The following is an 18,871-nucleotide window of genomic DNA, read 5'->3' on the forward strand; positions in this document are numbered from 1 at the left end:
CGGCGAGCAGCACGGCCGCGGCGGTGTCCGGCGCGAGCACCAGCGGCGAGACCAGTTCCCCGTGGCGGGCGGCCAGCAGCGCGGCCCCGGTCCCGTAGAAGGCCCGCCGGCGCAGCCACTCCGCGGTTCCGGCCGGGTGCTGGTGGGCCACCTCGACCGCCGGCTCGTAACGCACCCGCCAGCCGGCCGCGGTCAGCCGCCACACCAGGTCGACGTCCTCGGCCACCCGCATCGTCTCGTCGAAGCCCCCGGCGGGGCCGAGCGCCGAGCGCCGAGCGATCAGCGCCGCGCTGGGCACGTACGAGACGGCCGACAGCGGCTGGACGGGCGCGGGGTGCCGTCCCATGTCGAGGGCGCCCACCGCCGCCTCGTAGGGGTGCAGCCAGCCGCCACCGGGCAGCGCGACGATCCGGGGCGCCACCATGGCCAGCCGCGGATCGGCCAGGTGCGCCAGGAGCGACGGCAGCCAGCCGGGCCGGGGGACGCAGTCGGAGTCCAGGAAGGCGACGACGGCGGTCGCCGCCGCCCGGGTCCCGGCATTGCGCGCCGCCGCGGGACCGCGGGCCACCTGGTGCCGCAGCACGGTCGCCCCGTCTACCCGGACGGGCACCGCCGAACCGTCGTCCACCACGACCAGCGGCAACCCGGCCGTGACGGGGTCGGCCCGGAGCGCGGCGAGCAGCCGGGCCAGCTCGTCCGGACGGTCCTTGACCGGGACGACGACGGTCACGTCGGCCAGGGCGGCACGGTCGGCGGGCGGCAGGTCGGGGTGTGCGAGACCGGCGTCCAGGAGCCGGGCGGCCAGCGCAGCGGTCGGGGCGTCGCGGACGACGAGCCGATCGGCGGCGAGCATCTGCTGTGCCCGCGGAGCCAGACGCAGGAGCCGGAGCGGCGAGCCGCCCATCAGCGTCGCGCCCGCGTCCCGCCGCCGCACTCGCGGGTCGAGCCGGACCGCGAACCCGTCAGGCAGGGCGCGAGCACGGTCCACCGGAACAGTCTCCCCGGAGCCCCGGCACCGACGCCCCCGCGGGGGCGTGGGAGCCGGCGGACGGCCTCGCGGCTCAGCTGCCGAGCCGCCCCGTCGGATCGACCGTCCAGCGCCCCACCGCGGCCACCAGCCGGGTGGTCATCGCCGCCAGCAGGTCGCCCCCCTCGGCCGCCGAGGCGCCCGCCGGGTCGCCCAGCACCCCGGTCGGGCTGACCGCCCGGACGCCGCCGGCCCGGAGCCGGCGCAGCAGATCCGCCAGGGGTGCGGTCTCGCCCGCCACGGCGTCGTCGACGCGGACCTCAGCAGGTTCCACGTGCAACATCAGTGACGTCTCGGTCCGGCCCGCATGGGCGTCGCCGCCCGGCACACCGCAGGCGAACCAGGCCGCGTCCCGCCCCTCCGAGCGCAGCAGCGGCACCGCCGCCCGCAGCGCCTCGAGGTTCCCGCCGTGGCCGTTGACCACCAGCACCCGCCGCGCCCACCGGCCCGCCGACCGGCCCAGCTCCACCAGCACCGCGGTCAGCGCCTCGGTCCCGAGCGACACCGTGCCGGGGAAGCCCTCGTGCTCGCCACTGGCCCCGTAGGGGAGCGCGGGCGCCAGCAGCGCATCCGGCAGCTCCGGCATCGCCGCGCGGGCCACGGCAGTGGCGACGGCGGTGTCGGTGGCCAGGGGCAGGTGATGGCCGTGCTGCTCGACCGAGCCGAGCGGGACGACGAGCAACGGCGCCACGGGGATCCGCGGCCAGACGGCACCGGCGAGCTCGGTCACCGGCGCAGCCTAGGAGAAGGCAGACTCGGGGCATGGCGCCGCGACGCTGCCCGTGCGGAACGGGGCTCCCCTACGCCGAGTGCTGCGGCCGGCTGCACGAGGGCGCGGCCGCGGCGGCGACGGCCGAGCAGCTGATGCGCTCGCGGTACAGCGCCTTCGCCGTCGGCGATCCGGCGTACCTGCTCGCCACCTGGCATTCGACCACCCGGCCGCGCGACCTCGACCTGGACCCGGCGACGCGCTGGACCGGCCTCGACGTGCTGGCGACGACGGGCGGCGGTCTGCTCGCCGCCGAGGGGCGGGTGCGGTTCCGGGCCTCCTACCTGCGGGACGGCGCCGACGGCACGCAGGAGGAACTGAGCCGCTTCGTCCGGGAGGACGGCGCCTGGCGCTACCTCGACGCGGTCTGAGCGTGTCGGAGGGCGCCCCCGCGGGAACGGCCTCCGCCATGAGCCACGACCAGACGCGCAAGGTGGCCGAACTGCTGAAGGGCGAGCGGTTCGGCTTCCTGACCACCATCACGATGGACGGTCGGCTGACCAGCCGCCCCATGACGCTGCAGGAGGTCGAGTTCGACGGCGACCTGTGGTTCTTCGCCGAGCGCGACTCCCACCCCGTCGAGCACATCCGCGCCTCCCCCGAGGTGAACGTCGGCGTCGGCTCCGGCGGCACCTGGGTGTCGCTCACCGGCGAAGCCGTCGTCGTCGAGGACGCGGCGAAGAAGCGCGAGCTGTGGAACAGCGCCGTCGGCGCCTGGTTCCCGCAGGGCCCGGACGACGACAGCGTCGTCCTGATCAAGGTGCAGGCGGACTCCGCGGAGTACTGGGACTCCCCCGGCGGCCGGCTGGCCACCGCCTTCAGCTTCGTGAAGGCGAAGGTGACCGGCGACCGCATCGACGCCGGCGAGAACGAGAAGGTCGATCTCTGATCCGTCGGACCGGCCCGGCCGGCCGGGCTCAGCTCAGCGGAGCCCGGCCAGCGGGGACTCGTCGCAGGGCCGGGCGGGCGGTGCGGGTGAGGGACGGGCCGGGATCGACGGCATGCCCAGAAGCGTGGGCTGCCCGCGCACCGGGCCCGTGTGCGAGTGATCGATGTGGCTGCGCGGCGTGACCAGCTCGAGGTCGCGGGCGGCCAGGGCGGTCTCGCCGTAGCCCTGCACGCACTCGGGGTCAGGACCGTCCAGCGGCAGGCCGGTGAAGAACTTGGCCGCCATGCAGCCGCCACGGCAGGCGTCGAAGTGCGCACACTTCGTGCAGGCGCCGCCGGTCTGCGGGTTGCGCAGGTCGGCGAACAGCTCCGACTGCTGCCACACCCGCTGGAAGCCACCCTCGTCGCGCACGTTGCCGGCGAGGAAGTTCTCGTGGATGGCGAACGGGCAGGCGTAGACGTCTCCCACGGGGTCGATCAGGCAGACGACGCGACCGGCGCCGCAGAGGTTCAGGCCCGGCAGGGCCTCGCCGAACGCCGACAGGTGGAAGAACGAGTCGCCGGTGAGGACGCCGTCGCCGTTGGCCAGCAGCCAGTTGTAGAGCTCGCGCTGCTGGGCCATCGTCGGGTGCAGCTCGTCCCACACGTCGGCCCCGCGGCCGGAGGGACGCAGCCGGGTGATCCGGAGCTGGGCGCCGAAGGAGTCGGTGAGCTCCTTGAACGCGTCGAGCTGCCCGGCGTTCTCGCGGGTGACGACGACGGAGACCTTGAAGTCCTTCATCCCGGCCTCGGCCAGGTTCTCCAGCGCGCGGATGGCGGTCGCGTAGGAGCCGACCCCGCGGACGCGGTCGTTCACCTCGGCGGTGGCGCCGTCCAGGGAGATCTGCACGTCGACGTAGTCGGTGCGGGCCAGCTGCGCGGCGCGGGTCTTGTCGAGCTTGATGCCGTTGGTGGAGAACTTGACGCCGACGTCGTGGCCGATGGCGTAGTCGAGCAGGTGCCAGAAGTCCGGGCGCACGGTCGGCTCGCCGCCGCCGACGTTGACGTAGAAGACCTGCATCCGCTGCAGCTCGTCGATGACCGCCTCGGCCTCGGCGGTGGAGAGCTCGCGCGGGTCGCGCCGGCCGGAGGAGGACAGGCAGTGGGCGCACGCCAGGTTGCAGGCGTAGGTCAGCTCCCACGTCAGGCAGATCGGGGCGTCGAGGCCGTACTCGAACTGGTCGATCAGCCGACCGCCCTCGGGGCGCTGCGGTCGGGCGGGCAGGACTGCGGTCACGGGAGCTCCCGCCTTTCGATCATCTGCGAGCGGGCGAGGTCGGCGAGCGCCTTCTCGTACGCGGGACGCTGCGCCTCGCTCACGCCGCAGGCGGCGAGGGTGGCGCTCGCGCTCGGGTGGTCGGCCAGCGCCTCGACGACGGCGACCAGCGTCTTCGACTTCAGGAAGGAGAGCTTCCGGTTGCCGAAGTGGTAGACGAGCGCGCCGAACGGCTCGGGCCGCAGCGCCACCGAGCGGGCGCGCTGCCAGGGCTGAGCCGGGTCGAACGCGACCTCGGCAGGGGACACCGCCGTGGTCACAGGTACCGGCTCGCTCAGTAGACGCCGCACATGCCGTCGATCGAGACCTCTTCGACCAGCGACTCCTCGACCAGGGCTTCCTCCGTGGCGACGGGGGCCTCGGCGGTGTCGACGGTGGTGGCGGTGTCAGCCATGGCGAGCTCCTGGTGATCGCGGTCACGAACGGATGCAGCGAGGCTAGTGACACCCGGTGCCAGGGGGCAAACCGGGGTGGGGCGCGGGTGGGCGCGGCACAATGCGGCCGTGACCGTGACGGGAACGGCGCCCCCCGGCGTGCCGGCCGAGACGACCCGTGCCCGCGTCGAGCGGGCGGCCCTGGACCTGTTCACGCTCCGCGGCTTCGAGCAGGTCACGACCGACGAGGTCGCCGACGCCGCGGGCATCAGCCGACGCACCTTCTTCCGCTACTTCGCCACCAAGGCCGACGCGGTGTGGGGCGATTTCGGCGCCCACGTCGCCCGGCTGGAGGAGCTGCTGGCAGGCACCGATCCGGGCCGGCCGGTGCTCGAGTCGGTCTGCGCGGCCTACGTCGAGGTCAACGACTACGCGGGCACCGAGTTGCCGCTGCTGCGCGAGCGGATGCTGCTCATCCTGAACGAGCCGGCGCTCCTGGCCCACTCGCAGCTGCGGTACGCCGAGGTCGACCGGGTCGTCGCGCGGTACGTCGCGGACCGTTCGGGGGCGACTCCGTCCGACCTGGTCCCGCGGCTGGTCGCGGCCACCACGCGGGCCTCCGCCACCACGGCCTTCGAGGCCTGGCTGGCCGACGAGCACTCGGCCCTCGGGGACCAGCTGCGTCAGGCCTTCACCGAGCTCACCCGCGGTTTTCCGGGCCTGGTGCACTGACTCCGACGGGGGGCGGTGTGGCCTTCGTCTCGTCGTGACCGGGTAGGGTGGCACTCAGTGCCACCGGCCGTACCAGGTCGGAGGCAGGAGATCAGGCGGCCTCCCTGCACGCGGGACGGCCCGGGTGACGAGGAGAGCAGCAGACATGGCCAACGCATGGTTCGAATCGGTCGCAGAGGCGCAGCGGCGCGCCAGGAAGCGGCTGCCGAAGGGCGTCTACGGCGCGCTGGTCGCCGGCTCCGAGCGGGGGCTGACCACCGAGGACAACCTCGCCGCCTTCGCCGAGATCGGCTTCGCTCCGCACACCGCGGGTCTGGCCAACGAGCGCAACATGGGCGTCACCGTCATGGGCCAGGAGATGTCCATGCCGGTGATGATCAGCCCGACCGGCGTCCAGGCCGTGCACCCCGACGGCGAGGTCGCGGTCGCCCGTGCCGCCGCCAACCGCGGCGTCGCCATGGGGCTGTCCTCCTTCGCCAGCAAGCCGATCGAGGAGGTCGTCGCCGCCAACCCCAAGACGCACTTCCAGATGTACTGGGTCGGCACCCGCGACGAGATGCTCGCCCGCATGGAGCGGGCCAAGCGGGCCGGCGCCGTCGGCATGATCGCCACCCTGGACTGGTCGTTCGCCTACGGCCGGGACTGGGGCAGCCCGTTCATCCCCGAGAAGATCAACTTCGAGGCCGCCCGCCGCTACGCACCGCAGGTGCTCACCAAGCCGCGCTGGCTCTGGGATTTCGCCAAGACCGGGAAGATCCCCGACCTCAAGGTCCCCAACATGGTCTCCGGGCCCGATGAGGAAGCGCCCACCTTCTTCGGCGCCTACGGGATGTGGAACGCCTCCCCGATGCCGACCTGGGAGGACGTCGCCTGGCTGCGCTCGCAGTGGGACGGCCCGTTCATGCTCAAGGGCGTCATGCGGCCCGACGACGCCAAGCGCGCCGTCGATGCCGGCGTCACCGCCATCTCCGTGTCCAACCACGGCGGCAACAACCTCGACGGCACCCCGGCCTCGATCCGGGCGCTGCCCTCGGTCGCGGCTGCCGTCGGCGACCAGATCGAGGTACTGCTCGACGGCGGCATCCGCCGCGGCGGCGACGTCGCCAAGGCCGTCGCGCTCGGCGCCAAGGCCGTGATGATCGGTCGCGCCTACCTCTGGGGCCTCGGCGCCAATGGTCAGGCCGGCGTCGAGAACGTTCTCGACCTGCTGCGTGACGGCCTCGGCTCGGCGATGGTCGGCCTCGGCAGGCCGACCGTCAGCGACCTCAGCCGCGAGGACCTCGTCATCCCCGAGGACTTCGAGCGCGGCCTGAGCCGCGTGGCCGTCAACAACGCGCTGATCCACACGTCCCCGGCGCGTCGGCGGGGCCGGGAGGCCTGACCACTCCGCCGGGTGGCAGCTCCGGCTGCCACCCGCGGATCAGGCGGGCTGCCCGCCGGGACCGAGGAGCGCTGCCCGCCGGCGGGCCTGCGCGCGCAGGTACGGGTGGCCGATAGCGCCGGCGAGCCACAGCGGCACCGTCCCCCACACCCACGTGGCGCCGGTGAGCGCCACCCCTGCCGCGAGCAGGGCGGTCGCCACGAAGACCGCCGGCGCCCAGTAGCGCTGGCGATCGAGGGCGTGCTGGTGCTCGAGCGCGAGGTCGTACGCCGCCGCGCGCTCGTCCGGGTCCTCGGGCACCGGTCCCCCGGACGCCGCCCGGCGCACGCGTCGCCAGGCAGCCCGGGGTGACGTGTCGAGCTCCTCGGGGGAGTCCTGCCGTCCGTTCCGCATGACCGGATCGTCCCAGGCGCCCGGCGAGGAGCTCAGCCGAGCAGGCCGCCGAGCTTGCCGCCGCCGAACTTCGTGATCAGCTCCATCGGGTCGATGCCGAACTTCGAGAGCAGCCCGGCGTCCTTCTCGGTGTCCACCTGGTCCGGCAGCTCCCGGTCGGCCTGCTGGGCCTTCGCGTCGTCGCCCTGGGAGCGGAGGAGCTGCAGGATCTGGTCCTTGTCGATGTTCATGGCCCCCGGGTACCCCGCACCGAGGCGACGATGCGGTCCGGGCGGATCCGCACGGACCGGGCGTCGCCCATCCACGACCGCAGCGCGCCCGTCGGCTCCGCCAGCCGCAGCCGGCTCCCGTCGGCGCGATGCACGTCCAGGTCGGCGGTCAGCTCCGCGGCGCCGTCCCCGAGGACGTCGTCCAGCCGGCGGCGGGTGCCGTCGACCGTGACCCACGGCTGCGGGACGAGGGTGCCCGCCAGCCGCCGGCCGGCCCGGCCGCGTCGGTCGACCAGCGGCCCGCGCAGCGGCGGGGTGGCGCTGTCGGTCGCCAGCCGGGCCACCGCGGGAATCCTGCGGACGGCGGCGAGGACGGCCCGCCGCAGCACCGCGGCACTCCGCCCGCCCCCCGTCATGAGGCGGCCCAGCAGCAGCGCGAGCCGGATCAGCGCGCGGGCGTGCGGCTCCCGCTCGGCCCGGTAGGTGTCGAGCAGCGCCTCGTCCGCCTCGCCGGCCAGGACGGCGGCGAGCTTCCAGCTCAGCTGGTGGACGTCGCGCAGGCCCAGGCCGAGGCCCTGCCCGACGAAGGGCGGGGTGAGGTGGGCGGCGTCCCCGGCGAGCAGCACGCGCCCGACCCGCCAGCGATCGGCGACCTGGGCCCGGAACGTGTACTCCGCGGCCCGCAGCACCTCCACCGCGTCCGCGTCGATCGGCGCGAGCAGCGTGCCGAGGACGGCCGGCGCGGTCAGGTCCGCCACCGACTCCCCAGGCCCCAGGCGGAACTCCCAGCGGTAGCGGTCGCCGGTCACCGGCATGAAGGTCGCGGCCCGCCGGGGGTCGCAGATTTGGTGCACGCCCGACCACAGGGGGAGCGGCTCGGAGGACCGGACGTCCAGCACCAGCCAGCGGTCGGCCGGCCCGAGGTCGTGCATGCGGCCGCCGAGCAGCCGGCGCACGGTGCTGTTGGCTCCGTCGCAGCCCAGCACGGCCGCGGCACGGACGGACCGGTCCGCCCCGTCGTCGCGGCCGCGGACCGCGAGCGTCACCCCGCCGGCGTCCTGGACGAGACCGGTGACCTCCGCACCCAGGCGCAGTTCGATCCCCGGCGTGCCGGCCACCGCGCCGGCCAGCACCGCCTCCAGATCGGGCTGGTGCACGAGCGAGCCCTGCGGCCAGCCGTTGCTGCCCGCCGACGGATTCCGGCGGAACTCGGCCAGCAGCCGGTGCCCGGCGTCGAGCAGCCGGAGCCCCTCCAGCGGACGCGTCAACGGAGCCAGGTCGTCGGCCACGCCGGCGTCCTGCAGCACCCGGAACACCTCGTCGTCGAGGTGCACCGCCCGCGGGAGGGGATAGGGCGCGCGGTGCCGTTCGAGGACCAGCACCGCGAGCCCCCGCCGGGCGAGCAGCAGCGCCGCCGTCAGCCCCACCGGCCCGGCGCCCACCACGACAACGGGCTCGCCGGACATGATCAGCAGTGTCCCCGCCCGGTGCTCCGTGTCGCCCGCTGGGGCAGCGCAGGAACCCCCCTCCTTGACGGGCCGGGGGACCCTGCTGAGAGTGTGGCGAGGAGCACTGTCGTGCTGCGATCCCGCCATCGACGGCGGGTCTTGACTGGAGGAACAGCTGTGAAGACCAAGGGCGCGATTCTGTGGGGCGTGGGCGAAGAGTGGTCGGTCGAGGAGATCGAGGTCGGCGATCCCGTCGCCGGTGAGGTCACCGTCGAGCTCGCCGCCTCCGGCCTGTGCCACTCCGACGAGCACCTCGTCACCGGAGCCACCCCGGTCGGTTTCCCGTCGCTGGGCGGGCACGAGGGCGCCGGCGTCGTCACCAAGGTCGGCCCCGGTGTGACCGGCCTCAAGGAGGGCGACCACGTCGTCACCGCCTTCATCCCCGCCTGTGGCGTGTGCCCGCCGTGTTCGCGCGGGCAGCAGAACCTGTGCGACCTCGGCGCCCACCTGCTCGGCGGCAAGGCGATCTCCGACGGCACTCACCGGGTGACCGCCAAGGGCCAGGGCGTCTCGCCCATGTGCCTGCTCGGCACGTTCTCGCCCTACATCACCGTCAACCAGGCCTCGGTCGTGCGCATCGAGCCCGACATCCCGCTGGAGATCGCCGCCCTCGTGGGTTGCGGCGTCACCACCGGCTGGGGTTCGGCCACCAAGGTCGCCGACGTCCGTCCCGGCGAGAACGTCGTGGTCATGGGCGCCGGCGGTGTCGGGATGAACGCCGTCCAGGGCGCGGCTGCGGCCGGCGCCAAGCGGGTCATCGTCATCGACCCGCAGGCCTCGAAGCGCGAGTGGGCCATGGAGCTGGGCGCCACCCACGCCTTTGCGAGCATGGAGGAGGCCACCCCGGCCATCAACGAGCTCACCTGGGGCCGCATGGCGGAGAAGACGATCATCACCGTCGGCGACATCCAGGGCGAGGACATCGCCGCCGCCATGAGCGTCACCGGCAAGGGCGGCCGCGCCGTCGTCACCGGCATGGGCAACTTCGCCAACGTCGACGTGAAGCTCAGCCTGTTCGACCTCACGCTGATGCAGAAGGACCTGCAGGGCGCCATCTTCGGCGGCCTGGCCCCGCGCAACGCGATCCCCGAGCTGCTCTCGCTCTACCAGGAGGGCCAGCTCAAGCTCGACGAGCTCGCCACCACGAAGTACAAGCTCGAGGACGTCAACCAGGGCTACCAGGACATGAAGGACGGCAAGAACATCCGCGGCATGATCGTCTACACCGACGCCGACCGGAAGTAAGGCCGCACGGCCCTCGGGCCCGTTCTCACCCCAGCAGGCGGGTGAGGGCGGGCCCGAGGTCGTTCAGCGACCGCACGGGCTCCATCCGCCCGCCGCCGCGGGCGGCGAGCAGGCGGGCGGCGTCCAGCGCCTCGTCACTCGGCAGCGGGCACAGCACGTGCAGCCGGTCGATCCCGGCCAGCGCCGCCTCGGCCGGCTCCCCCGCCGTCGACAGGCAGTCCGACAGCAGGACGACGACCCGCTCGTCCGCCGTCGCCGGTGACAACTGCCGCCACGCCCCGCGCAGCGCCGCGGCGAGGTCGGTCTTCCCGTGCCCGCGCAGGCCCACCAGCTCCAGGACGACGTCCTCGGCCGCCCGGTGCCGGCCGAGGGGCTGCAGCACGCTCACCTCGTCGGCGAAGGTCAGCACGCTCGTCTGCAGCCGCTCGTCGGCCGCCAGCACCACGCCGGCCGCCGCGACGGCGGCGATCGCCACCCCCAGCCCCTGCATCGACCCCGACCGGTCGACCGCCAGACAGACCGCCCGGCGCGAGCCCGTCCAGTTGCGGGTGACCAGGTCCTCGGCGGCCGGGGGCCAGATCCCCGACCAGCGGTCCAGCGTGCGGTCGAGGTCCAGGTCCCCCTCGGGACGGCGCGTGGGCACCAGCCGCCGGGTACCGCGGGCACGGGTGGCGCCCACCCGGCCCACCTGGACGAAGACCCGGGCGGCCAGCCGGCGGGCCGCCGTCCGCAGTTCCCGGTCCGTGGCGGTGGCCAGATCGGCCAGCAGGGCCGCGGCGGCGTCGGGATCGGCGCCCATCAGCCCGGCGAAGGCGTCCTCGTCGAGCTCGCCGACCTCGGGGCTGACCTCGGAGAAGGCCTCGTGCCGGAGCTGCATCTCGCGGCGCCCCGTCGTCCGGGGTCCGCGCCGGGAGGCCCGGTCCTGCCGGGGGGTGTTCTGGTCGGAGCCCGCCTCAGCCGACGGGCCCGGCGCTTTTCCCGAACCACCACCGGCGGGAGCCCCGTCGTCGGCCGGCCCGGGGTCCGCCTCGGGCGGAGCGGAGTCGACCGGCCAGACGTCGTCCAGGATCTCGTCGAGGACGGCCTCGGGCGTCCGCTCCACGCCCTCGGTGACCCGGATCCGGCCGGACAGCGCGGCGTGCGTGGCGTCCCGGGCCGTCTCCCGCCCGCCGGCGAGCTGCTCGCCCCGCATGCGGAGCAGGCCGTCGAGCAGCAGCACCAGGTCGATGGCACCGCGCACCGACGAACCGGTGCGCAGGTCGCGGTGCTCCCGGGTGGCGCGCACCAGGCGGACTGCGAGCACGATCTGCGCGGCGTCGGCACCCGTGACGCCGGCGACGATCTCGCGCTCCGCCTCCTCCGTCTGGTAGCCGAGGACCACGCGGCACATCCGGTCGGCGATGGCCTGCCCCACCCGGGCGGTGCCGATGGCGTCGAACGGGTTCATGGCGGCGATCAGCCGGAACCCCGCCGTGGCGCGCACCGTGCCGAGCCGGGGGACGGCGATCTCCCCCTCGGTGAGCACCGTGATGAGGACGTTGAGCGTCTCCTCGGGGATGCGGTTGAGCTCCTCGAGGTAGAGCAGTCCCGAGCCCCGCATCGCGGTGAGCAGCGGCCCGTCGGTGAAGTTCTCCGGCAGGTAGCCGCCCGCCAGCACGGCGGACGGGTCGTACTGCCCGACCAGCCGGGCCGGCGTCAGCTCGGCGTTGCCCTCGACGAAGACGACGTCCTGACCGGTCTCGGCGGCCACCGACCGGAGCAGGGTGGACTTGCCCGTACCGGGCGGCCCCTCCAGGACGACGTGCCGGTGGGTCGCCAGCGCGACGGTGAGGACCTCGCGCTCGCGCCCCAGCCCGACGACGGGACCGGGCACCGAGGGGTCGGCCGGCACCGGGGGATCGACTGTCATGCACGCCTTCCTACAGATCCGTCCGAGTGCGTTCAGCGGCCGGGGGCCCAGCAGGACCCGGTCCAGCCCCTCGACGCAGACCGGCCGGGACCTCAGCGAGGTCCCGGCCGGTCGAGGTCGCAGCCCGGTCGCCGACCGGGCCAGGGCTCAGCTGCCCATGAGCTCCTCGAGGTCGAGCACGTCCTCGGGCGCGGAGATGTCCTCCTTCTTGCCGTGGTTCGTGAAGTTCACGGTGCCCTCGGCGTCACCGGCGCCGGTGATCTGGAGCGGGTAGGCCGGGTCGTCGTCCTTGACGGTCAGCGTGCTGCCGTCCTCCTGCTCGACGATGACGACCGAGTCGCCGTCGAGCTCGTCGCTGCGGGTCTCGTCCTTGATCTCGCCGTCGGGGTTGCGCAGCTCGTCGGCGAAGCCCTTGAGCGAGAAGTCCTCGAAGTCGGCGGCGGCGTCGGCCGGCATGAGGATCCACTGACCCTCGAACTCGGCGGCGATGTCCTCGGGAAGTCCGAAGGAGGCCAGCAGGTCCGGGGAGGCCTTCATGTAGACGTCGCCGTCGACGCTGATGAGCTCGATCTCGGTGCCGTCGACGGTGATGGTGCCGGCGGCGTCGTCGCCCTGCAGCTGCAGGTCGACCTCCATCTCCTGGCCGTCCTCGGTCATGGTGCCGGACATGCGCACCGCGCCGGCCTCCTCGAGGGCGTCGGCGGCGAGCTCGGCGACCTCCGGGCCGGTCTTGCCCTCCAGCGGGCTGTCACCGCCGCACGCGGACAGCAGCAGAGCCGCGCTGAGCAGCACGGCGGGGGCGGTGAGCGAACGGGTGCGCATGGTTCTCCTCGTCAGGACGACCCGGCTGGTCCGGGCGGCGCAGATACTGCCAGGGGTGCCGCCCGGGCGTCGGAGGCGTGGTGGCCGTCCCAGGGGTCCCCGCTGCTCCCTCAGCCACCGCCGTCCGCCACCCCGGCCAGCCGCGCGATGCGCTGGCGCTCCCGGCCGTCCAGGTTGCGATCGGCCAGCCTCCGTGCCGCGGCCGTCGGCAGAGCCGGTCCGAGGTCCAGCCCCGCCGCTCGCCGGAACGTGCGGGCGAAGGTGCCCTGCGCGGCCGCGACCGTGGCCGCCCGCCACGCGGGTCCGGGCACGCGCGCCGCGGACAGGACCAGCCAGGTGTCGGCCACGTCCACCTCCGCCGGCCCGCGGGCGGCGTTCGTCCAGTCGATGACCGTCGGCCCGGCGGCGGTCATCAGCACGTTCTCGGGGTGCAGGTCCAGGTGCAGCAGCGCGTCGCCGGTGCCGACCCGTCGGTCCAGCCAGTCCGGCGCCGGGACCGCGTGCACGGCCCGGTGCAGCGTCGCGAGGACACCGGCCTGCCGGGCCAGGGTCCAGGGCCGGCGCACGAGCGCGTCCGCCATCGTGGGCCCGTCGGCCCGCTCCAGGACCAGGTCCGGCCCGTCGACGTCGAAGACCTCCGGCACGGGCACCCCGTGCGAGCGCGCGTACGCCATCACGGCCGCCTCCCGCTCTGCCGAGCGTCCCGGGTCCCGGTAGCGACGCAGGACCCGGTCCGGGCCGAGAGCGAAGACGTCGGCGTCCCGACCCACGCCCAGCAGCTGCACGAGCGGGAGTCTGGCAGGCCTGCGCCCTCAGGGGCGGCGCACCGGACGGACGGCGGCGCCCGCGGCGGCGACGTCGAGCGGCACGGCCGAGCGCAGGACGGCCGGGCCCAGCCGCAGGACGCCGTCGGTGAGCGCCGCGCAGCGGATGCCGGCGCGGCCCCGCAACCCCCTGTGGGCCCCCGGCGCGAGGGCGGTGTCCAGCCAGGCGCACGGGTTGGCCGGCCGGCCGCCGCGCAGCCGCACCTCGCCCTCGCCGCAGTCCAGGGAGAACTCCTGGCCGCGCAGGGCCTCCACCTGGGCGCCGCGCAGGACCACGGTGCGCCGGGCGAGCAGCGGGTCCAGCGGGCCCACCCCCAGCTCCGCGGCGAGCGCCTCGACCGCCTCGGCAGCGAGCACGGTGACCTGCGCGTCGCGGTGCGCGGGTCGTCCGGCGTACCGGTCGCCGACGACGCCGTGGTCCGCGCGCACCTCGACCGTCGTCCGCCGGTCGCCGTCCTGTCCGGGCACCGTCTGCCCGGGCCGGCCGTCATAGCGGTGCCGGGGCGAGGCCACCAGCCCGAGGATCTCGACGTCGTAGGCGTGCGGCAGGGCAGGGACGGCCATGTCGGCAGTGTCGGGCACGATGACGGCATGCCGACGCCGGATGCCACCCCGACCGACGAGCTCGCCCTCGGCGACGACCTGCGCGCCTTCGTCGACGCCTCGCCCTCACCCGGTCACGCGGTCGCGGAGCTGGCGCGGCGGCTGACCGCCGCCGGGTTCACCGAGCTCGCGGAGGCCGACCGCTGGGCGCCGGTGGCCGGCGGCCGCCACTTCGTCGTCCGTCACGGCAGCCTGATCGCGTTCCGGCTGGGCAGCGGCGCCCTCGGCGACACCGGGATGCGGCTGGTCGGGGCGCACACCGACTCGCCCACGTTCAAGGTCCGCCCGCACGCGGACGTCCGGCAGTCCGGCTACCGCCTGGTCGGCGTCGAGCCCTACGGCGGCGGGCTCTGGCACACCTGGCTGGACCGGGAGCTGACCGTGGCCGGGCGGGTGGCCCTCCGCGGCGGGACGACGGCGCTGGTCCGGCTGCCCGGGGCGCCCCTGCGCTTCCCGTCGCTGGCCGTCCACCTCGACCGCAGCGTGCGCGAGGGCCTCACGCTGGACCCGCAGCGCCACCTCGTGCCGGTGTGGAACGGCGACCTCGGCGACGAGCCGGGGCTGCTCGAGGCCATCGCGCTCGCTGCGGGCGTGGCACCCGACGACGTCGTGGGGCACGACCTGGTCCTGGCCGACACCCAGCCCGCGGCCCGTGCCGGCGCCGACGGCACCTGGATCGCCGCGCCCCGGCTGGACAACCTGACCTCCTGCCACGCCGGCCTGCTCGCCCTGCTCAACGCGCCGGCCGGGCAGCGGACGCAGCTGCTGGTCTGCAACGACCACGAGGAGATCGGCAGCGGCTCGATGTCCGGTGCGCGCGGCAGCTTCCTCGAGGACGTCGTCCGCCGGCTGGCCACGGCCACCGATCCCGGCGACCCGGAGGCCGTGCACCGGGCCGTCGCCCGCTCGGTCCTGGTCTCGGCCGACATGGCGCACGGCGTCCACCCGACCCGGGCCGAGCGGCACGAGCCGGCGCACCAGCCGCGGCTGGGCGGCGGCCCGGTGGTGAAGCTGAACGCCAACCAGGCCTACGCGACCGACGCCACGACCGGCGGTTGGTTCCGCGAGCGCTGCGCGGATGCGGGGGTGCCGGTGCAGTCGTTCGTCATGCGCGCCGACCTGCCCTGCGGCAGCACGATCGGGCCGCTCACCGCGACCCGCCTGGGCATCGCGACGGTGGACGTCGGGATGGCGCAGCTGGCGATGCACTCCTGCCGCGAGGTGGCCTCGGCCCTCGACGTCCCGCTGATGGTGGGGGCGCTCACGGCCTGCCTGCGCGACTAGGGCGACAGCCTCCGCACATGGCGACGTCGACCGGCCAGGGCATCTGAGGTCGCCCGGCCGGCCGCCGCTGTCCTGCGCCGTGAGGGGCCGAGGATCACATGCGCCGCTTGTCGTCCGCTGCGCCGTCGACCTCGATCTCCTCCTTGCGGAGGTCGGCCGAGACCCGCTCCTCGTCGGTGACCGTCGTCTTGTCCATGCGCACCCGCTCGACGGGCACGGCCTCCTTGTCCACGACCGGGCGCTCGGCGTGGAGGGTCACCTCGTGCTCCTCCTCGCTGATGGCCGGTCCGTCCATCGCGTCACCGACGTTGGCGTCGGTGATGGGTTCGCGCTCGAGGCGGACCTCCTCGTGCGACACCGGCACGGTCTCGGTCACGTTCTCGGTGACGACGTACTTGCGCAGCCGGGCGCGCCCGGCCTCCTGACGCTGCGTGCCGACGTTCAGGCGCTCCTCCGAGCGCGTCATCGCGTCGTCGGTGGTGGGGCCGGAGGTGTCCCGGCCGACCGTCCCGTGCCTGTTCCTGTCCGTGTCCGTCCCGGTGCCGGCCATGCCGGTGCCGGCCATGCCACGGCCCGAGGTGTCCTCGAGGTCCATGCCCTGGTCGGTCATACCGGTGCCCGTGCCGCCGGTCATGCCGTAGTAGCGGTAGAGCTCCTGCTCCTCCTGGGGGGACAGGTGCCCGTCGGTGTCGATCTTGGGCGCGTCCTTCACCCGGTCCTTGCTCACCGGTACGCGCACGCCGTCGGCGGTCAGGTCGGCGTCGCGGATCGGGACGAAGGACTCCTTGGTCCCGAACATGCCGGTGCGGACGGTCACCCACTCGGGCTGACCCGTCTCGTCGTCGAGGTAGACCTCGGCGGCGGAGCCGATCTTCTGACCCGCCTCGTCGTAGACGTCCTTGCCGATCACGCGGTCGAGGGTCTCGGTACCGATCATCGTGGAATCGCTCCCGTCTGAGCAGAGTGGTTCAGGTCACCTGAATGGGTGACCGGGTGCGGGCAGGCGAAACGGAAGAGATCCGTCCCGGGCTCGTCACTACCGCTAAACTTCCGGTTTTCCGCGGTTGCGACGACGGCGGCCGCAGCTTCGCCAGGGGGTACCCGCAGGTCATCCGCCACCGGATGACGCGCAATCGGCAGGTGGTTGCAGCGACAAACCAGCCGACCGGCAGGTCACGCTGAGTGATGTCAAGGCGGCCCGGGCGCGTCGGACGGACCCGCTCTCGGCGCGTCGCCGCCGAGCCGCGCGCACGGCTGCTCAGCATGGAGGGATGCCGCCCCGCTCGCCGTACGACGACCTCGTCCACCCGCGCACCGTCAAGAAGCCGGTCCCCACCGTCGAGGCCGAGAAGGACCTCGTCGTCGAGGACCCCAGCTCGGGGTTCGTGGGCGCCGTCGTCCGCTGCGAGAAGGACGTCGTCCACCTCGAGGACCGCCACGGGCGGGTCCGCGGCTACCCGCTGGGGCCGGGCTTCTGGGTCGAGGGCCGGCCGGTGGTGCTGGTGCGGCCCAGGGCGGCGGCACCGGCGATGCCCACGCGCAGCGCGTCCGGCTCCACCTACGTGGCGGGCGCGAAGGCCCGCGTCGCCCGCGAGGGCCGGATCTACGTCGAGGGCAAGCACGACGCCGAGCTGGTCGAGAAGGTGTGGGGTCACGACCTGCGCATCGAGGGCGTCGTCGTCGAGCCGCTGCACGGCGTCGACGACCTGCCGGGCATCGTCCGCGAGTTCCGGCCGTCGTCCGGCCGCCGGCTCGGTGTGCTGGTCGACCACCTGGTGCGCGGCTCCAAGGAGTCGCGCATCGCCGAGCAGATCACCGGGGACCACGCGCTCGTGGTCGGGCACCCGTTCGTCGACATCTGGCAGGCGGTCAAGCCGTCGGTGGTCGGGATCAAGGCCTGGCCGACCGTGCCGAAGGGCGAGGACTGGAAGACCGGCGTCTGCAAGCGCCTCGGCTGGGAGGACGACACCGGCTACGTGTGGGCGCAGCGCATCCTCGCCCGCGTGCGCACGTGGACCGACCTGGAGCCCACCCTGATCGGCCGGGTCGAGGAGCTCATCGACTTCGTCACGACCGACTGAGACCCCAGCGAGACCTGACACGGGCACTCTGCCCGTGTGACCTCGACGAACAAGCTCCGAGCGGCGCTGCTGGCCGCCGCGATGATCGCGGGACTGGCGGGATGCTCGGACGCGGCCGGCGGTGAGCGGGGGGCGAACGAGGGCCCCGAGCGGCCGGCGGCGGGTGGCGACGACGTCGTCGTCGATCCCCTCCCGCTCGAGGCACCGGTGATCCTCGACCCGGTCCCGGACGGGCTACGGCTCAGCGGCCTGTCGTACGACCCGCCGGGCACCGACCTCTTCTACAACGAAGCCTCGGGGAAGTACGAGCCGGCCCGCGCCACCCTGTACGGCGATCCCGACCTGGCCGACACCCTCGACGGACCAGTCCTGCTGGTGGGTACGAGTACGGGCTCGGCGACCATCGCCGGCCCGGGGTACGAGGCTCCGGGCGAGGAGGTCGATCTCGGTGGTGGGCGGACGGGGCGGGTGGTTCCCGACACCGACCGGACCTGGGTCGTGATCGAGCACAACGACTACACCGAGTTCGTCGTCGGGCGAGGGATCGATGAGGACGACCTCGTCGCGGCTGCGCGCGGAGCCGATTTCGAGTCGGCCACCGTGGCGCTCGCGTCGGACGACGTTCCGGCCGGGCTGGAGCCGCTGGTCGCCGGCAGCCCGCAGGATCAGCCCGGCGCCGGCTCCGGCGAATCCATGTCCCTGCAGGGGAGCGGGAGCTACCTCTCCGTCTCCGTGGTGCGCGCCGACCCACGCCTCGCGGCGCTGTGGGGGTTCTGGATCGAGGACGCGTCGGGCACAGCGGTACGCGGCCATCCGGGCTCCGCGGGCGACCTCCAGGGGGCGAACGTCGGCGATCCGGACGCCCGGGGCCGGGTCTGGGCCGAGGACGGCATGGTCCTGTCGGTGATCGTGACCGCGAACGGGGACAGGGACCGGAACGCGGATCCGGACCAGCTGCTCGACCAGGTGGTCGAGAACCTGCGCGTGGGCACGTGGGAGGAGTTCGAGGCGCTGGACGGAGAGATCCGGACGAGGCCGCCGACCCGGGAAGAAGCGGGCTGCGGCGAGCAGGGCTGGTTCGTGAGCGGCGTGGAGGGCGACGTGCGGTGGGCGTTCAGCCTCCAGCCCGGGTCGTCCGGCGGGGACGAGTGGTCCTTCTGCGCCATGGAGGTCTCGTCCGGCGGAAGCGGGGGGACGCTCGTCGCCCCGCCGGTCGGCGAGCTGGTCAGCTCGACGGGCGGAGCGAGCAGCCGACCGGACGGCAGCGGCGGCGGCGTCGTCGGCGGAGTCGCCCCGCCGGGAACCGCGCGAGTCATGATCACCACGTTCGACGGGCGCGCGTTCGAGGCAGAGCTGTCCACCGAGGGCCCACGGCTCTGGGAACGGGTCTGGGGCGCGTTCATCCCGCCCGTCGAGCCGCCCCCCGGGAGCCCGCCGCTCCTCACCGCGACCGCCTACGACGCGGAAGGCGTGGTCGTAGGCACCACGCCCGTGTAGCGCTCCCGCA

Annotated in this window: 21 protein-coding genes; 8 read left to right on the plus strand and 13 right to left on the minus strand. The window is 74.3% G+C overall.

Annotated elements, in window-relative coordinates; genetic code table 11:
* Positions 1 to 988, minus strand: a 988-nt coding sequence (gene mftF / locus BN344_RS20765; RefSeq protein WP_040339218.1) for a mycofactocin biosynthesis glycosyltransferase MftF, incomplete at its 3' end; no start/stop codon positions are given.
* 73 nt (positions 989 to 1,061) lie between these two features.
* Positions 1,062 to 1,757 (minus strand): mycofactocin biosynthesis peptidyl-dipeptidase MftE, encoded by a 696-nt coding sequence (gene mftE / locus BN344_RS12815; protein WP_040338781.1) that lies wholly within the window; start codon positions 1,755 to 1,757, stop codon positions 1,062 to 1,064.
* A gap of 32 nt (positions 1,758 to 1,789) precedes the next feature.
* Here mftE and BN344_RS12820 point away from each other — a divergent pair, with 32 nt between their 5' ends.
* On the plus strand, positions 1,790 to 2,167 hold the full coding sequence (locus tag BN344_RS12820; RefSeq protein WP_040338782.1) for a YchJ family protein: 378 nt from the start codon (positions 1,790 to 1,792) through the stop codon (positions 2,165 to 2,167).
* Between the two features lie 38 nt (positions 2,168 to 2,205).
* Positions 2,206 to 2,685 carry a pyridoxamine 5'-phosphate oxidase family protein gene (locus tag BN344_RS12825; protein ID WP_040339219.1) on the plus strand — a complete coding sequence of 160 codons (480 nt, stop codon included), beginning with the start codon at positions 2,206 to 2,208 and terminating at the stop codon, positions 2,683 to 2,685.
* Positions 2,686 to 2,718: 33 nt separating this feature from the next.
* On the opposite strand, the gene mftC is transcribed toward BN344_RS12825, so the two are convergent.
* From mftC to mftA, 3 genes are read right to left on the minus strand one after another with little or no spacing between them, the layout of a single operon-like run.
* Positions 2,719 to 3,960 carry a mycofactocin radical SAM maturase gene (mftC, locus tag BN344_RS12830; protein WP_040338783.1) on the minus strand — a complete coding sequence of 414 codons (1,242 nt, stop codon included), beginning with the start codon at positions 3,958 to 3,960 and terminating at the stop codon, positions 2,719 to 2,721.
* Entirely contained in the window at positions 3,957 to 4,259 is a 303-nt protein-coding gene (mftB, locus tag BN344_RS12835; protein ID WP_040338784.1) for a mycofactocin biosynthesis chaperone MftB, read from the minus strand. Before mftB ends, mftC begins: the two co-directional genes overlap by 4 nt.
* Positions 4,260 to 4,273: 14 nt before the next feature.
* Positions 4,274 to 4,393 (minus strand): mycofactocin precursor MftA, encoded by a 120-nt coding sequence (gene mftA, locus BN344_RS19585; RefSeq protein WP_081788580.1) that lies wholly within the window; start codon positions 4,391 to 4,393, stop codon positions 4,274 to 4,276.
* A gap of 109 nt (positions 4,394 to 4,502) precedes the next feature.
* Here mftA and mftR point away from each other — a divergent pair, with 109 nt between their 5' ends.
* Positions 4,503 to 5,105: a mycofactocin system transcriptional regulator gene (gene mftR / locus BN344_RS12840; RefSeq protein WP_040338785.1), complete on the plus strand. Its 603-nt coding sequence runs from the start codon at positions 4,503 to 4,505 to the stop codon at positions 5,103 to 5,105.
* A 145-nt stretch (positions 5,106 to 5,250) separates the two neighbouring features.
* Positions 5,251 to 6,486, plus strand: coding sequence for a pre-mycofactocin synthase MftD (gene mftD / locus BN344_RS12845; RefSeq protein ID WP_040338786.1), 1,236 nt, complete (start codon positions 5,251 to 5,253; stop codon positions 6,484 to 6,486).
* A gap of 39 nt (positions 6,487 to 6,525) precedes the next feature.
* Here mftD and BN344_RS12850 read toward each other — a convergent pair whose 3' ends face one another.
* The 3 genes from BN344_RS12850 to BN344_RS12860 are packed head-to-tail and all read right to left on the minus strand — an operon-like array spanning position 6,526 to position 8,554.
* Positions 6,526 to 6,879: a hypothetical protein gene (locus BN344_RS12850; RefSeq protein ID WP_040338787.1), complete on the minus strand. Its 354-nt coding sequence runs from the start codon at positions 6,877 to 6,879 to the stop codon at positions 6,526 to 6,528.
* Positions 6,880 to 6,911: 32 nt separating this feature from the next.
* The gene (locus BN344_RS12855; protein WP_040338788.1) at positions 6,912 to 7,109 is read right to left on the minus strand and encodes a hypothetical protein; all 198 of its coding nucleotides are present in this window, start codon (positions 7,107 to 7,109) and stop codon (positions 6,912 to 6,914) included.
* Positions 7,106 to 8,554, minus strand: a complete 1,449-nt coding sequence (locus BN344_RS12860; RefSeq protein WP_040338789.1) for a bifunctional 3-(3-hydroxy-phenyl)propionate/3-hydroxycinnamic acid hydroxylase — start codon at positions 8,552 to 8,554, stop codon at positions 7,106 to 7,108. Before BN344_RS12860 ends, BN344_RS12855 begins: the two co-directional genes overlap by 4 nt.
* Before the next feature lie 159 nt (positions 8,555 to 8,713).
* Here BN344_RS12860 and BN344_RS12865 point away from each other — a divergent pair, with 159 nt between their 5' ends.
* Complete coding sequence (locus BN344_RS12865) at positions 8,714 to 9,841, plus strand: NDMA-dependent alcohol dehydrogenase (RefSeq protein WP_040338790.1); 1,128 nt, start codon at positions 8,714 to 8,716, stop codon at positions 9,839 to 9,841.
* Positions 9,842 to 9,866: 25 nt separating this feature from the next.
* Here BN344_RS12865 and BN344_RS19590 read toward each other — a convergent pair whose 3' ends face one another.
* From BN344_RS19590 to BN344_RS12885, 4 genes are all read right to left on the minus strand, one after another.
* On the minus strand, positions 9,867 to 11,750 hold the full coding sequence (locus BN344_RS19590; protein ID WP_081788581.1) for an AAA family ATPase: 1,884 nt from the start codon (positions 11,748 to 11,750) through the stop codon (positions 9,867 to 9,869).
* Positions 11,751 to 11,897: 147 nt separating this feature from the next.
* Positions 11,898 to 12,572: a hypothetical protein gene (locus BN344_RS12875; protein ID WP_040338791.1), complete on the minus strand. Its 675-nt coding sequence runs from the start codon at positions 12,570 to 12,572 to the stop codon at positions 11,898 to 11,900.
* Positions 12,573 to 12,682: 110 nt separating this feature from the next.
* A complete protein-coding gene (locus tag BN344_RS12880; protein WP_040338792.1) occupies positions 12,683 to 13,357 on the minus strand; it encodes a phosphotransferase in 675 nt (224 codons plus the stop codon).
* 27 nt (positions 13,358 to 13,384) lie between these two features.
* Positions 13,385 to 13,960: an MOSC domain-containing protein gene (locus BN344_RS12885; protein WP_040338793.1), complete on the minus strand. Its 576-nt coding sequence runs from the start codon at positions 13,958 to 13,960 to the stop codon at positions 13,385 to 13,387.
* Positions 13,961 to 13,987: 27 nt separating this feature from the next.
* Here BN344_RS12885 and BN344_RS12890 point away from each other — a divergent pair, with 27 nt between their 5' ends.
* On the plus strand, positions 13,988 to 15,283 hold the full coding sequence (locus BN344_RS12890) for a M18 family aminopeptidase (RefSeq protein ID WP_040339221.1): 1,296 nt from the start codon (positions 13,988 to 13,990) through the stop codon (positions 15,281 to 15,283).
* A gap of 94 nt (positions 15,284 to 15,377) precedes the next feature.
* Here the strand turns inward: BN344_RS12890 and BN344_RS12895 are convergent, their stop codons facing one another.
* Entirely contained in the window at positions 15,378 to 16,220 is an 843-nt protein-coding gene (locus tag BN344_RS12895) for a DUF2382 domain-containing protein (RefSeq protein ID WP_040338794.1), read from the minus strand.
* A 334-nt stretch (positions 16,221 to 16,554) separates the two neighbouring features.
* Here BN344_RS12895 and BN344_RS12900 point away from each other — a divergent pair, with 334 nt between their 5' ends.
* On the plus strand, positions 16,555 to 17,364 hold the full coding sequence (locus BN344_RS12900; RefSeq protein ID WP_040338795.1) for a DUF3097 domain-containing protein: 810 nt from the start codon (positions 16,555 to 16,557) through the stop codon (positions 17,362 to 17,364).
* 36 nt (positions 17,365 to 17,400) lie between these two features.
* A complete protein-coding gene (locus BN344_RS12905) occupies positions 17,401 to 18,861 on the plus strand; it encodes a hypothetical protein (protein ID WP_040338796.1) in 1,461 nt (486 codons plus the stop codon).
* Positions 18,862 to 18,871 lie beyond the last annotated feature (10 nt).

Source organism: Candidatus Blastococcus massiliensis AP3, from assembly GCF_000582785.1.
In the GTDB taxonomy this organism is placed as follows: Bacteria; Actinomycetota; Actinomycetes; order Mycobacteriales; family Geodermatophilaceae; genus Blastococcus; species Blastococcus massiliensis.

Excerpts from the sequence above, each read along its gene's own strand:
- BN344_RS12900 (WP_040338795.1), top strand. The coding sequence starts at position 16,555 with ATGCCGCCCCGCTCGCCGTACGACGACCTCGTCCACCCGCGCACCGTC.
- BN344_RS12875 (WP_040338791.1), bottom strand. The coding sequence starts at position 12,572 with ATGCGCACCCGTTCGCTCACCGCCCCCGCCGTGCTGCTCAGCGCGGCT.
- BN344_RS12850 (WP_040338787.1), bottom strand. The coding sequence starts at position 6,879 with ATGCGGAACGGACGGCAGGACTCCCCCGAGGAGCTCGACACGTCACCC.
- mftA (WP_081788580.1), bottom strand. The coding sequence starts at position 4,393 with ATGGCTGACACCGCCACCACCGTCGACACCGCCGAGGCCCCCGTCGCC.
- BN344_RS12855 (WP_040338788.1), bottom strand. The coding sequence starts at position 7,109 with ATGAACATCGACAAGGACCAGATCCTGCAGCTCCTCCGCTCCCAGGGC.
- BN344_RS12885 (WP_040338793.1), bottom strand. The coding sequence starts at position 13,960 with ATGGCCGTCCCTGCCCTGCCGCACGCCTACGACGTCGAGATCCTCGGG.
- BN344_RS12825 (WP_040339219.1), top strand. The coding sequence starts at position 2,206 with ATGAGCCACGACCAGACGCGCAAGGTGGCCGAACTGCTGAAGGGCGAG.
- BN344_RS19590 (WP_081788581.1), bottom strand. The coding sequence starts at position 11,750 with ATGACAGTCGATCCCCCGGTGCCGGCCGACCCCTCGGTGCCCGGTCCC.
- BN344_RS12860 (WP_040338789.1), bottom strand. The coding sequence starts at position 8,554 with ATGTCCGGCGAGCCCGTTGTCGTGGTGGGCGCCGGGCCGGTGGGGCTG.
- BN344_RS12895 (WP_040338794.1), bottom strand. The coding sequence starts at position 16,220 with ATGATCGGTACCGAGACCCTCGACCGCGTGATCGGCAAGGACGTCTAC.
- BN344_RS12820 (WP_040338782.1), top strand. The coding sequence starts at position 1,790 with ATGGCGCCGCGACGCTGCCCGTGCGGAACGGGGCTCCCCTACGCCGAG.
- mftD (WP_040338786.1), top strand. The coding sequence starts at position 5,251 with ATGGCCAACGCATGGTTCGAATCGGTCGCAGAGGCGCAGCGGCGCGCC.
- BN344_RS12890 (WP_040339221.1), top strand. The coding sequence starts at position 13,988 with ATGCCGACGCCGGATGCCACCCCGACCGACGAGCTCGCCCTCGGCGAC.